This is a genomic window from Psychromonas sp. SP041 (assembly GCF_000470315.2).
Taxonomy (GTDB): domain Bacteria; phylum Pseudomonadota; class Gammaproteobacteria; order Enterobacterales; family Psychromonadaceae; genus Psychromonas.
This window is the reverse complement of record NZ_CBRF02000012.1, coordinates 37,314-50,590: the sequence shown is the minus strand read 5'-3', so window position 1 is coordinate 50,590 and position 13,277 is coordinate 37,314. Positions and strand designations below refer to the sequence as shown.

The 13,277-nt window shown below is 36.7% G+C and carries 12 protein-coding genes; 2 read left to right on the top strand and 10 right to left on the bottom strand.

The genetic code is table 11. The annotated features are described in order from the left end of the window. Nucleotides 1–343: 343 nt before the first annotated feature. From ybgF to ybgC, 7 genes are read right to left on the bottom strand one after another with little or no spacing between them, the layout of a single operon-like run. Nucleotides 344–1,087: a tol-pal system protein YbgF gene (ybgF, locus tag SP041_RS08495; protein ID WP_137297572.1), complete on the bottom strand. Its 744-nt coding sequence runs from the start codon at nucleotides 1,085–1,087 to the stop codon at nucleotides 344–346. Between the two features lie 6 nt (nucleotides 1,088–1,093). Further along, nucleotides 1,094–1,651, bottom strand: coding sequence for a peptidoglycan-associated lipoprotein Pal (gene pal, locus SP041_RS08490; protein WP_137297571.1), 558 nt, complete (start codon nucleotides 1,649–1,651; stop codon nucleotides 1,094–1,096). Nucleotides 1,652–1,679: 28 nt separating this feature from the next. Further along, nucleotides 1,680–2,996, bottom strand: a complete 1,317-nt coding sequence (gene tolB, locus SP041_RS08485; protein WP_137297570.1) for a Tol-Pal system beta propeller repeat protein TolB — start codon at nucleotides 2,994–2,996, stop codon at nucleotides 1,680–1,682. Between the two features lie 9 nt (nucleotides 2,997–3,005). Beyond that, a complete protein-coding gene (tolA, locus tag SP041_RS08480; RefSeq protein WP_137297569.1) occupies nucleotides 3,006–4,166 on the bottom strand; it encodes a cell envelope integrity protein TolA in 1,161 nt (386 codons plus the stop codon). Continuing rightward, a complete protein-coding gene (gene tolR / locus SP041_RS08475; RefSeq protein WP_137297568.1) occupies nucleotides 4,167–4,598 on the bottom strand; it encodes a protein TolR in 432 nt (143 codons plus the stop codon). A gap of 5 nt (nucleotides 4,599–4,603) precedes the next feature. Next, on the bottom strand, nucleotides 4,604–5,287 hold the full coding sequence (tolQ, locus tag SP041_RS08470; protein WP_137297567.1) for a protein TolQ: 684 nt from the start codon (nucleotides 5,285–5,287) through the stop codon (nucleotides 4,604–4,606). Beyond that, on the bottom strand, nucleotides 5,277–5,681 hold the full coding sequence (ybgC, locus tag SP041_RS08465) for a tol-pal system-associated acyl-CoA thioesterase (RefSeq protein WP_137297566.1): 405 nt from the start codon (nucleotides 5,679–5,681) through the stop codon (nucleotides 5,277–5,279). The genes tolQ and ybgC overlap by 11 nt, the downstream gene beginning before the upstream one ends. Nucleotides 5,682–6,009: 328 nt before the next feature. Here ybgC and cydD point away from each other — a divergent pair, with 328 nt between their 5' ends. Continuing rightward, nucleotides 6,010–7,821, top strand: a complete 1,812-nt coding sequence (gene cydD / locus SP041_RS08460) for a cysteine/glutathione ABC transporter permease/ATP-binding protein CydD (RefSeq protein ID WP_137297565.1) — start codon at nucleotides 6,010–6,012, stop codon at nucleotides 7,819–7,821. After that, complete coding sequence (cydC, locus tag SP041_RS08455) at nucleotides 7,821–9,623, top strand: cysteine/glutathione ABC transporter ATP-binding protein/permease CydC (RefSeq protein WP_137297564.1); 1,803 nt, start codon at nucleotides 7,821–7,823, stop codon at nucleotides 9,621–9,623. The genes cydD and cydC overlap by 1 nt, the downstream gene beginning before the upstream one ends. Nucleotides 9,624–10,157: 534 nt before the next feature. Here cydC and cydX read toward each other — a convergent pair. The 3 genes from cydX to SP041_RS08440 are packed head-to-tail and all read right to left on the bottom strand — an operon-like array spanning nucleotide 10,158 to nucleotide 12,993. After that, nucleotides 10,158–10,274 (bottom strand): cytochrome bd-I oxidase subunit CydX, encoded by a 117-nt coding sequence (gene cydX, locus SP041_RS08450; protein WP_137297563.1) that lies wholly within the window; start codon nucleotides 10,272–10,274, stop codon nucleotides 10,158–10,160. A gap of 14 nt (nucleotides 10,275–10,288) precedes the next feature. Continuing rightward, complete coding sequence (gene cydB / locus SP041_RS08445; RefSeq protein ID WP_137297562.1) at nucleotides 10,289–11,428, bottom strand: cytochrome d ubiquinol oxidase subunit II; 1,140 nt, start codon at nucleotides 11,426–11,428, stop codon at nucleotides 10,289–10,291. Next, on the bottom strand, nucleotides 11,428–12,993 hold the full coding sequence (locus SP041_RS08440; protein ID WP_137297561.1) for a cytochrome ubiquinol oxidase subunit I: 1,566 nt from the start codon (nucleotides 12,991–12,993) through the stop codon (nucleotides 11,428–11,430). The genes cydB and SP041_RS08440 overlap by 1 nt, the downstream gene beginning before the upstream one ends. Nucleotides 12,994–13,277: the final 284 nt, after the last annotated feature.

Sequence of the window (13,277 nt, the reverse complement as noted above, 5' to 3'; positions counted from 1 at the left end):
ACGGCCCATATATAAACTATATGGCTTGGTTTTAATTTCTAATTCACTTTAAATTAAAAGTGCCTTAGCAGCTCTACCAACTGAACTAAACACCGATATACAAGATATACGGTTTGGTTTTAATTTAAGATCTATTTGAAAATTAAATAGATAAATAGCTCTACCAACTGAGCTTTTCATTAAAAGTTACAACATGAACTAAGTCACATGTCCCTCTCAACTGCGGCGTATAATATAGAAATTTTTTAATAGCGCAACAAAAAATTGCGACTTTTAATTCATCTGCCGAGAAATTAAACAATATATAATTCTCACACTATAAAATAGAATTATATGAATAAAATTAAAGCGCTTTAAGACGTTTATCCGCTAAGCTCGCAGCAGAAGAACTTGGGTATTCAGTAATCGTTTTTTGATAATATGATTTAGCAGAGTCAATTGCCCCTGAATATTCATCAATAATACCAATTTTAAGCAAAGCATCAGCGCGTTTATTCGATTCAGGATATTGCTCTGTCACGACTAAAAAAGCAGTTTTAGCTTCTTTACGCTTTTTCTCTTTATATAAAAGCTGTCCTAACCAATATTGTGCATTAGGTACATAGCTTGATTTAGGATGATCAATAACAAAGGCTTCAAAAGCAGTAATAGCTTGTTGATATTGTTTGTCATTAAGTACTAAATTTACAGCTGATTGGTATGCGCTTTTATCAGTTCCATCACCAGAAGATAAGTTAGAGTCTGGTACAGAATTAGATTGATTGGTTGAAGAGCCTTGCTGACGTTCATCTAACATTTGATAGAGATTACGTTGGCGGTCTTCTATTTGCTCTAATTGATTATTAAATACTTCAATCGAACCTTTGATTTGATTAACTTCTTGTCCAAGCTGATCAATTTGAGTTTGAAAACGAATTTGCATTTTATTGCGAATTGTCATCACACGGGTCAATTCATCCATGCGTTTGAGTAACTCAGCATTACTTGCTGTGCTAACAGTTGCATCAGAAATAGGTGCTGCAGCATAGATGGACGTAGAGAAAAAAGCGGCCAAAAGAATGGCCGCTGTAGTATTACGTTTTTTCATATAAAATTAGTAAACTAATTCTGCACGACGGTTTTCAGAACGAGCCATCTCATTATGTCCAAGATTAACTGGTTTCTCTTCACCGTAGCTTACAACTGTAATTTGACTTGCTGCAACACCCATGTTTTCTAGGTAAGTTGAAACAGCTAAACCACGACGTTCGCCTAGTGCGATATTGTATTCAGGTGTACCTAATTCATCAGCATGACCTTCAACCGTAATTGATTTGTCAGTGTTGTTTACTAAGTATTTTGCATGTGCATCTAAGATTAACGCGTACTTAGGAGAGATCACAGATTGATCGAACTCAAAGTTGATTGTAGTTTCTAAGATTGCACTTGTGTACATTTCAACTAATTTCTCTTCAGCAGTTAGTGCAATTGCTTGAATAGTATCAGTTTGTACAGCATCTTGAGCTGCTTGTTGTGCCGCTGCTGCATTTGCTGCTGCTTGATCAGCAATGCGTTGAGCTTCTGCATCAGCATCTGAAGTTGAAGAACAAGCACTGATAGCTAACATTGGTAAAGCAATCAATAAGCCTTTTGTGATCATAGAACGATTCATTTTATTTCCTTAGTACGTTTATATTAAATTATTGTAAAAATGGCGACCATGCTGGTGATTTAACTTCACCATTATTCGCTGGGATATTCGCTTTAAATCGACCATCCATCGAAACTAATGCTAAGCCCTGCTTATTTTTATAAACAGTGCTGTAAATAATCATACTGCCATTTGGGGCAATACTTGGAGACTCATCTAACTGTGTTTTAGTTAAAGTTCTTAACTCACCAGATTCAAGGTCTTGCACGGCAATCATATAATTTCCATTATGACGACTAACCATTACAAGATTATCACCATCAGGGGTAACTGTACCACCTAAATTAATATCTCCCTGCCAAGTAAGACGTTTTGTTTCACCTGTTGTGAGCGACACTTGATAAATCTGTGCTCTTCCCCCACGTTCAGAAGAAAATATAATAGAATTTCCATCTGGTGTCCAATTAGGCTCCGTATCTATGACACGATTATTTGTTAATCGTTTCAATGCTTTTGTTTTTATATCAAATGTATAAATTTCTGGCTGCCCGTCTTTCGACAATACTAAAGCTAATTTAGTTCCATCAGGAGACCAAGATGGTGAACCATTAATTTTAGGGAAAGAAGTCATTAACTCACGTTTTTGCGTATACAGATCTTGTACATAAATTTGAGAACGACGCTTTTCAAAGCTAACATAAGCTAGCTTACGTCCATCTGGTGACCAAGATGGTGACATAATTGGTTGCTTTGAACGTAAAACTAATTTTTCACCTTCTCCATCGTAATCCGATATACGTAATTGATAAGGATGAGAGCTACTTCTATCAATTGCAACATAAGCGATGCGCGTTAGAAAGGCCCCTCTTTCACCCGTTAATTTTTCGTAAACAATGTCACTAATACGGTGTGCGTATTGACGAAGTTGTGTTGTTGTTACTGTATTACGACGTTTATCCATAATAGGATCAAAATCAGGCATATTAACATTGCCAGTCAATATATCTAATAACTCAAAGGTAACAACATATTTACCAGAAGTCGTTTCATCTGGTTTAACTTCCCCCATCACAATCGCTTCTATACCGAGTTGTGTCCAAGCAGCATAATCAACATCTTTGCTGCTTGATGGTGTTTTAGGCATTTTCTCAATAGATAAAGGACTAAATTTACCACTACGTTGCAAATCTGCAGCAATAATTTCAGAGAAGTTTTGAGGCTTTTTACCTTTGCCTAACCATTTAAAAGGGACAACAGCGATCGGACGCGCACTGTTAACACCTTCTGTAATTAAAATTTCTAATCGAGCTGATGCGTTAAAAGAAACCGCTACCAGTATTAATGTCATCATAAAACGAGCAAGCATGGTCATTCCTTATAGTTCTGGCTCTAATGTAATATCAAAATCCCGAAATTGTGAACTAATTTCAGGGTCTTTAGGAATAGGTAAGGTCTTAGCTTGTAATGTTGCTCGGCGAGCTGAATCACACAATCTCTTGTCGCCTTTACTCATTCTTGCGCTAAGTACTAAGCCGTCTGGTGCTAATTTAATCGCTAAAGTACAAGTACTGCCTTTCATACTAGAGTCAACCTTCCAGTTTCGGCTTATTTTAGAACGAATCAACGCTTGGTATTTCGCTATTTCTGATGTTTGCTGAGCGCTTCTTGCACTTGAAAAGTCATCTGAAAATTCCGCTTCCATTTGTCTATCTAATTCTTCTTGTCTTAGTCGCTCTTTTTTAGCAGCAGCCGCTGCAGCTTTACGCTTAGCGTCTTTTTCTGCTTTAACCTTTGCATCTTTTGCCGCTTTTTCTTTAGCTGCTTTCTCTTTTTTAGCCTTTTCCTTCGCTGCTTTTTCTTTTGCTAATTTTTCTTTTTCAGCCTTCTCTTTTGCAACTTTTTCGTTTTCTGCTTTTTCTTTTGCAGCTTTTTCGTTTTCTGCTTTTTCTTTGACAGCTTTTTCTGCTGCAAGTTTCTCAGCGTTTAATTTTTCAGCTTCGACTCGCTCAGCTTCTTTTTTAGTCGCTAATGCTTTTTTCTCGGCTTCTTGTTTTTGCTTTGCTGCGTCTTCCACTTTCTTTTTTTCTGCTAAGACTTTTGCCGCTTCTTCTGCTTGCTTTTTCTCTTGCAATGCTTCAGCTGCCGCAGCTTTTTCTGTTTCAATGCGTTTAGTTTCTTGCTCTTTGCGTAATACTTCTTGTTGTTTACGCTCTACGGCTTCTTTTTCTGCTTTTATTTGATCGTCTTTCTTTTGTTGAATTAATGCTTCTTGGCGCTTTTCTTCGACTAATTCTTTTTCTTTTAACTTACGTTGGTCATCAGTTTTTTGTTGCTTAGCACGTTTTTGTTGATCTGCATTCTTTGCTAGGTCATCAAGCATCTGCTGATTAATAATAGTTGCATCAATAATCGAGACAACTTCTTTAGGCTTGTCTTTTGGCAAAGAAAATTCAACACTCATTAGCAATATGCCACCAATAATAAGGTGCAAAGAAAATGCGGTAATGAATGCAATAATATTTGTACTGTTTTTCATCTATTCGTCAGGCTCTGTCATTAAACCCAATGATGGCACACCAGCTTGCTGTAACAATACCATCAAGTTAACAACGGTTTTATAATCAACATCACCGTCACCTTTAACAATAAATTGAGTTCTAGGATCAACTAATAACTGTTCTTCAACTAATCGAGTCATTTCATTATTATCTAGCGGTGTGTCTGCATTTTCACCTGCACTCAAATAATATCGACCTTGTTTGTCTATAGAAGCAATTATCGGTGGTGTCGTTTCTTCTGGTAATGCTTCAGAAACTGCTTGTGGAAGATCCACTTTGACACCTTGGGTCACTAAAGGTGCTGTAACCATAAAGATAATCAGTAATACCAACATAACATCGATATATGGCACTACGTTTATTTCAGCTATAACCCGTTTACGCCTAGGTGAACGATAAGAATGTCGCATAATGCTTACTCACCTTCAGTCATAGCTTGACGTTGTAAAATAGAAGTAAACTCTTCCATTAAATTAACGTAAGAAGCTTCCAACTGTCCGACTTGTGTTGAAAATTTGTTGTACGCCATTACAGCAGGAATAGCGGCAAATAGCCCCATTGCTGTTGCAATCAATGCTTCAGCAATACCAGGTGCTACCATAGATAGAGTCGCTTGTTGAACTTCACCTAATGCGATAAATGAATTCATAATACCCCATACGGTACCAAATAAACCAATATAAGGACTAATAGAACCGATGGTTGCAAGCGCAGGTAAACCCGCTTCTAATTCATCCATTTCACGAGACAATGTCACTCGCATTGAACGATGAGCACCTTCAATAACACCATCAACATTACGACCAGGCATGCGATGTAGACGAGAAAATTCTTTAAAGCCCATGTAAAATATTTTTTCACCACCATTAACTCGTTCACTACGAGCGGCAGTTTCTTTGTATAAACGGCTTAAGTCATGACCAGACCAAAAACGTTCTTCGAAATGTTTGAGTGTATTTTGGGCTGCTTTAAGCATTCTTGAACGAGAAAAAATCAACGTCCACGAATAAATAGACATGCCTAATAGCAATAACATTACCGACTTTACAAGCAAACTTGCTTGTAAGAATAAACCTAAAAATGACATATCAGCGTGCACGGGTAATTACCTCAATTATTTCTGTTGGAATAGCGGTTGGTTTCATTTTTTGCAAATTTACGCAAGCGATTAGAGTATCTGCTTGACAAAGAAGTTCCCTGTTTTCATTAAAAACTTTTTGCTGAAACATTAAACTCGCCTTGCGATGAGATAGAACCTCTGTCTCAACGCTTAAAAGTTGGTTAAAGCGAGCAGACTTAATACAATCCATATCAACTTTCTTAACCATAAACGCAATATTTTGTTCTAAAAGTGTATCTTGTTGGATATCAAATTCACGCAAGAATTCGGTTCGGCCTCTCTCAAAAAACTTTAAGTAATTTGCATAGTAAACAACACCGCCTGCATCTGTATCTTCATAATAAATTCGAACTGGTAATTTTGAAGTTAACACATTTTTCCCATTTGTTAGTATGAATTGAAGTAAATAATAGGTTATTTTTTCTTAAATTAAAAATCATATCAAACACTGATATAACAAGTACTTTTTATCCCTGTGTTAACTTATCTAACTACTCAGAAATAAGGTCGATAGAATAACTTAACAGTCATTAATTATAATATTTATAAAAGCCGATATTTCACCTAAAAGAACCTCTTCACTGTAAACTAATTCAAGTTGAATTTAATAGGTGCACTGAGTATTGTATCTGGATAAATAACGGGTCTAAAACATAACATTATATGTGACAATAATTATAACACTATAACGAGCTATATAAATGGATATCACCTTAGAAAAAAAACTTACAAAATGGTTAAAAGAACAAAAAAAATCTTGCGGTTTTTTTCTCAATTTAACTATTTTTGTAGGTGTATTAACTGGCTTTTCTCTTATATTACAAGCTTACCTTATTGCCACTATCATTCATGGAATGGTTATATTAGAACAACCTAAGATAGCATTCAGCGATGAGTTTATAATGTTATTATGTTTAATTCCAATCAGAGCTATTTTAGTGTTCGCGCGTGAACGCACTAGTTTCGAAGCGGGAAAACGTCTTCGCTTACAAGTTCGTAAACTGGTATTAGATAAACTCTGTGAATTGGGTCCCGCATACATTAAAGGCAAACCAGCAGGAAGTTGGGCAACTATTGTATTAGAGCAGATAGAAGACCTACAAGACTTTTATGCCCGTTATTTACCACAAATGTTGTTAGTAGGCTTCATCCCCTTAACGATATTAATTGCCGTTTTCCCTCTCAATTGGGCTGCTGGGTTAATTTTATTAGCGACCGCGCCACTTATTCCTATCTTTATGATCTTAGTAGGTAAAGGTGCTGCTGATGCAAACCGTAAAAACTTCAAAGTGTTAACACAATTAAGCGGACATTTTATGGATCGCTTGAAAGGTTTAAAAACACTTAAATTATTTAACCAAGGTACGGTCGAATTAAAAAACATTGAATCTGCATCAGAGTCATTTAGAGCAGGCACCATGTCAGTCTTACGTTTAGCATTTTTAAGTTCGGCAGTATTAGAGTTTTTTGCAGCAATTTCTATTGCAGTACTGGCCGTCTATTTCGGATTCAGTTTTTTAGGAGACCTAAATTTCGGACATTACGGTGAAAGCATCACGCTTTTCACTGGCATTTTTATATTGATGCTAGCGCCAGAGTTTTACCAACCGTTACGCGATATGGGCGCTCATTACCATGCAAAAGCACAAGCGATTGGTGCCGCCGAAGCCCTCAAAGAATTGATTGAATACGAGATACCAGTACCGCAACAAAACATCAGTAAGATACAAAACCAAATTAATCTTAATGATCCACTTACATTGCAAGCAAATCAACTCTGTGTTTATAGCTTTGACGGTACTCAACTTGTTGGTCCAATAAGCTTTTCCTTACAACAAGGTGAAAATATTGCATTTGTTGGCCCCAGTGGCTCAGGTAAAACTAGTTTAATGAACGCTCTGTTAGGCTTTCTTCCTTATCAGGGATCTTTGCTGATTAATGGTGTTGAACTGAATACAATTGATAAAGCACAATGGCGAAAAAATTTAGCTTGGTTAGGTCAAGACCCACAACTTTTTTATGGCAGTATTAGAGAAAACATCTCGATGGGTGACACCTCTTTATCAGATGCAACAATACAAGAGTCGTTAGAAAAAGTAGGTATATGGGACTTTATTAATGAAAAAGAATTAAGCCTAGATTACCTCATCGGTGAGCAAATGGCGGGTCTTTCAGTTGGCCAAGCTCAACGTATTGCATTAGCGCGAGCTTTAACTAAAAATGTTCAACTATTTTTATTAGACGAACCGACAGCAAGTTTAGATCAACATAGTGAGCAAGTCATCTTTAATACTATTGCTAAAGCGACACAAAATATGAGCAGTATAATGATAAGCCATCGTCTCGACCAATTACAAAACATCTCAAAAATAATCGTATTGGATAAAGGAAAGATAGTACAACAAGGAAACTTTGAAACCCTCAATAAAACGGAAGGTTTATTTAAAAAAATGCAACTAGATATAACAGATATTAACTCCCTTACTTCAATCAAAACAAAGGGAGCAATATAATGAAAGTGCTACTTCCTTTTATTCTGCTTTTCAGAAAACAATGGTTAATGATGTCTGTTGGCTTAGTGTTAAGTATTCTAACGTTACTAGCAGGTATCGGTTTATTGTCTTTATCAGGGTGGTTTTTGTCTGCTTCAGCTATTGCAGGGTTAACATTACTGGCTACACAAAGCTTTAATTACTTCACTCCTGCTGGCGGTGTACGCTTTCTATCGATACTACGAACAGTGAGTCGTTACGGTGAACGTTTATCAACACACCAAGCCACGTTTAAACTGCTGACTCAACTGCGGGTATGGGCATGGAGTAAGTTATTACCACTTAGCGCGTCAAACATGCAAGGTAAAAGACAAGGCGAGATACTAAATCGACTAGTCTCTGACATAGATGCATTAGATCATTTATATTTACGTTTACTCACCCCCTTATTTAGTGCTTTTTTTGTATTGATTGCCATGTTTCTGTTTGTTGCTTGGTTCGACATTCAAATGGCATTGATATTATGTATTAGTTTATTAGGACTCTGGTTAGTATTACCGGTACTTTTCTACTTTTTAGGACGCCGACCAGGGATACTTCAATTAGAAAGTAAGCGCCAATACCGAGTGCAATTATTAGCATTTATACAAGGCTTTTCAGAAATATCTTTATTTGCTGCCACAGATCGCTTTCGTAAACAATTAACACAGTCCGAGCAAAAATTATTAGCTAATCAGCAAATGGTTGCTAATGTCATGGCATTTAGCCAAGCGCTATTAGTTTTATGTCATGGTTTTATCGTACTTATTATTTTATACATAGCATCATCAGGTTTTGGTGAATATCAACCACCAGGAGCGATGCTCGCTATGATTGGTTTTATGGCATTAGCGAGTATTGAAATATTATTGCCTATTGCAGGCGCTTTCCAACACTTATCTTCTTGTATTAATGCGGCAACAAGAGTGAATGATTTATTAGAACAAACACCTGATATTGTTTTTAATGAACAAAGTACACATCAGATCAGGCAAGGTAATATTAACCTTAGCAATATTAACTTTAATTACACAGATGAAACGAACAACAGCGCAACATCAAGGGTATTACACAATATAAATCTATCAATTAAAGCAGGAGAGAAAGTCGCTTTATTAGGACGAACAGGTTGCGGAAAATCCACTTTATTATCACTCATCACAAGAGAGTGGTTACCTAACACTGGCACAATAGAAATTGATCATCTAGTCACCGAACAATACTCTCAAATAGCATTAACCTCGGGTATTTCTGTCGTAAGCCAACGAGTTTATATATTTTCAGGCACCTTACGAGAAAACTTAATACTTGCCCAACCAGAAACAGAACAGCAAATATTTAAAAATGCTGCAGAGCAAAAAATAGCACGAGATATTAATGATAAAAAACTACACTCAATACTTAACACTGTAGGTCTTAGTAATTTAACAGAAGGAGATCAACCTTTTGAGACTTGGCTAGGTGAAGGCGGTAGACAGTTATCTGGCGGTGAACAAAGACGTATTGGTGTCGCACGGGCACTGTTACACGATGCACCGATATTGTTGCTCGATGAACCCACTGAAGGATTAGATAAACGCACTGAACGCGATATATTAAAACTATTATTTGAATTCGCTCAAGATAAAACACTTCTCATGATCAGTCATCGTTTAACAGCAATGAATAAAATGGATAAAATTTACTTAATGGAAGATGGCACGATACGTAATAGTGGCTCGCATAACGAACTCATACAAACAGATGATTATTATGCAAGTTTACATAACCAGTTAATCCGTTAAGTTAGTTTTATTGTGTACGAAGCTGTCACTCATTAAGCAGAGTAAATAACTTCAGTTATGGATAAGAAAAGCGATATAACACCGCTATTTTATCGGATTTCTGCGTTAAATTATCTATCAATAACCCGTTATTGCTTCAATAATTCGCTTGAACCACGCAAAACTAACGGCACTGACTAGTAAAAAATAGTACCTTATGATTTTAAATGTAACCTTCTGGTTTTAAATGAAACTCTGCTTCCATTAACCAGAATTTAGGTTAATTAGTTAATGTTATTAGGATAAATAGCGGTTTAAATTAAAAAGCTAATGAGGAATTAACGAGTAAGAATAGTTATTTATTTTGTACGGTATATGGAATAACTAAGGATTGATTAACAAGATAAAGTCGCCTAACGACTTGTTTGATTGAGATTTAAACTTGTATTTCAATAACGAATTACTTAAATAAAAAATGCGGTTGTCCCATTAAAAACAACCGCACTTTCTTAACTAACATTGACTCGAAATAGAGACATCGAGTCAATGTTCATATTACTCTTTTTCTTGCTCTTCTTTTTCATTAGCTTCAGTTTGTTCGTACCATAATCCATTAATAATACCTAATGAACAAGCCAGTAACACACCTAAAATCCATGCAAAATACCACATGATATAACCCTCAATTAATATGCTGAATGTTTATATTTAGTTAAAAACTCTTTACCTACACGTCCAAACATTTTGATATAACCAAAACTCGTATATAGTAAAATAATAGGCAAAAATATTGCCGCTGCTATAGTCATTATACCTAACGTAATTTCACTTGATGTTGCATCCCAAACAGTAAGGCTATGACTTGGATTTAAACTCGAAGGCATAATAAATGGGAACATGCTAACTGCACATGTTAATAACACGCCAAATTGCGTAATACTCGTTGCAAAGAATGCAAAGCCACTTCGTTTAAAGAAACTCATTACAAAAGCAATCAACGGAAAGGACAAACCAACAAGTGGTGCAATCATTGTTAGTGGGTAATCACTGTAGTTTTGTAACCATCCACCAGGCTGCATTTCTACCACTTTGACTAACGGGTTAGAAACACCATCAAAATTAATAGCAGAAGTAATCACAAAACCATCAAGTCCTTTCGCTACCCAAACACCTGCAATAGCAAATAATACCGTCACTGTTGGTGCAATAATCAATGTCACTTTACGGGCACGTTCATACAACGCACCTTCTGTTTTCATTTGTAACCAAGTAGATCCTTGAAGAACAAATAAACACAAGGTGAGCACGCCAACTAACAATGCAAATGGGTTCAATAAAGCAAAGAAACCACCTTCATAATTAGCACGTAAAAATTCATCGAAGACAAAAGGAACACCTTGTAAAAGATTACCAAAAGCCACACCAAAAATAATAGGAGGAACCGTACTACCAACGAAAATCCCCCAATCCCAACTCGTTTTCCAACGAGGGTCAGCGATTTTACCTCGATAATCAAAACCAACCGGTCTGAAAAACAAAGCAAATAAGGTGAGCATCATAGCAACATAGAAACCAGAAAAGGCAGTTGCATAAACGGCAGGCCAAGCGGCAAAAATAGCCCCTGCAGCTAACACTAACCAAACCTGATTACCTTCCCAGTGCGGTGCAATACTATTGATCATCATTCGGCGTTCATCATCACTTTTACCGATAACAAGTAAAAGTGTACCAACCCCCATATCAAAACCATCGGTAACCACAAAACCAATTAGCAATACGCTAATCAACACCCACCAAATTAATCTTAACGTTTCGTAATCAAACATTATTTTAACTCCTGTTGATTTTCAAGCTGCTCAAAATGATACTTTCCTGTTTTTAAACTGCTTGGACCAAGACGTGCAAAACGAACCATTAAAAAGACTTCAACAATCAGTAACACTGTATAGAAACCTATAATTGAAATGATACTAAACCAAACCTGTTCTACGGATAAAGACGACGTAGCCATATGAGTTGGTAGTACTTCTGCTATTGCCCATGGTTGACGACCAAACTCAGCCACAAACCAACCCGCTTCAATCGCAATCCAAGGTAATGGAAGACCGTATAAACAAATTCGATTAAACAGTTTATTTTGACCAATACGATTTCTAGCCGACTGATACAATGCAAACAAGAAGATACCTAACATCGCAATGCCCGCTCCCACCATTATTCGGAATGCAAAGAACATAGGAGCAACGCCTGGAATACTGTCATCAACCGCCATTTTTATTTGCGCTTCTGTCGCATCAACTACATTTGGAGCATAACGTTTAACCAGTAAACCATACCCTAGGTCGACCTTAGTCTGTTCAAAAGCCTTAATATTTTCTGGTGTGTTATCACCCGCACGTAATTTTTCAAGTAACCCATAAGCGACCATACCATTACGAATTCGCACATCATGCTCAGCCATTAATTCTATTAAGCCTTTCACTTCTCCATCAAGAGAACGTGTTGCAATAATGCCTAAAGCATAAGGAATTTTAACCGCATAATCAGTACGTTGCTCTTCTTGGTTTGGTAAACCTATCAGAGTAAATGCCGCTGGTGCAGGGTGAGTACCCCACTCAGATTCGATTGCAGCTAATTTCACTTTTTGTACATCACCCACTTCATAGCCACTTTCATCACCTAGGATAATCGTACATAAGATACCTGCAGTACCGAATGCCGCAGCAATCGCAAAAGAACGTTTAGCAAAGGGTAAGTCACGACCTTTTAATAAATAATATGAACTGATTGCTAACACAAACATCGCACCAGCAACATAACCAGACGCCACTGTATGTACAAATTTAACTTGTGCAACGGGATTGAATACAACCTCAGCAAAACTAGTCATTTCCATTCGCATCGTTTCATAATTGAACTCAGCACCCACCGGATTTTGCATCCAAGCGTTAGCCACTAAGATCCACAATGCAGACATACTCGACCCAAAAGCAACAAAGAAGGTTGCAGTAAGATGTTGTAATTTAGAAAGCCTATCCCAACCGAAGAAGAACAAACCAACAAAGGTTGATTCTAAAAAGAATGCCATTAAACCTTCAATTGCTAGTGGTGCACCGAATACATCACCTACGTAGTGAGAGTAATATGCCCAGTTAGTACCAAATTGAAACTCCATGGTTAAACCTGTTGCCACTCCCAACGCAAAGTTAATAGCAAATAACTTCCCCCAGAATTTTGTCATGTCCTTATAAATTTCTTTCTTGGTCATCACATAAAGTGACTCCATGATCAACAAGATCCATGATAAACCAAGGGTTAAAGGCACAAATAAAAAGTGATACATCGCGGTCATTGCAAATTGGAACCGGGATAGATCAACTAGATCGTCCATTGTATTCTCCTAAACTTATAAATTGATAATAGGTAAAACGGCTAATAAAAGACTACTTTATTACTCATTTTTATCAGTAATTGCACATTGTTTATTGTTTATTGTTATTAGAATCTAACGTGTTCTTCGGTTTGATTTAATCGGATTCTGATTAATATGTTATCAAGGTGCTGCTTTGAACTTCACCCAAAAAATAGCGTGGGTCAAAGGCGACGGGGGCAGAAAAATAGAAATGTATAAGAGTAAAAATTGCTATCACTTTGGTGATTAACACAGAGGTTAAT

Coding starts and splice junctions, on each gene's coding strand:
- cydC (WP_137297564.1), top strand. CDS start 7,821: ATGAAAGTGCTACTTCCTTTTATTCTGCTTTTCAGAAAACAATGGTTA.
- cydB (WP_137297562.1), bottom strand. CDS start 11,428: ATGTTTGATTACGAAACGTTAAGATTAATTTGGTGGGTGTTGATTAGC.
- tolB (WP_137297570.1), bottom strand. CDS start 2,996: ATGCTTGCTCGTTTTATGATGACATTAATACTGGTAGCGGTTTCTTTT.
- cydD (WP_137297565.1), top strand. CDS start 6,010: ATGGATATCACCTTAGAAAAAAAACTTACAAAATGGTTAAAAGAACAA.
- tolR (WP_137297568.1), bottom strand. CDS start 4,598: ATGCGACATTCTTATCGTTCACCTAGGCGTAAACGGGTTATAGCTGAA.
- tolA (WP_137297569.1), bottom strand. CDS start 4,166: ATGAAAAACAGTACAAATATTATTGCATTCATTACCGCATTTTCTTTG.
- pal (WP_137297571.1), bottom strand. CDS start 1,651: ATGAATCGTTCTATGATCACAAAAGGCTTATTGATTGCTTTACCAATG.
- cydX (WP_137297563.1), bottom strand. CDS start 10,274: ATGTGGTATTTTGCATGGATTTTAGGTGTGTTACTGGCTTGTTCATTA.
- SP041_RS08440 (WP_137297561.1), bottom strand. CDS start 12,993: ATGGACGATCTAGTTGATCTATCCCGGTTCCAATTTGCAATGACCGCG.
- ybgF (WP_137297572.1), bottom strand. CDS start 1,087: ATGAAAAAACGTAATACTACAGCGGCCATTCTTTTGGCCGCTTTTTTC.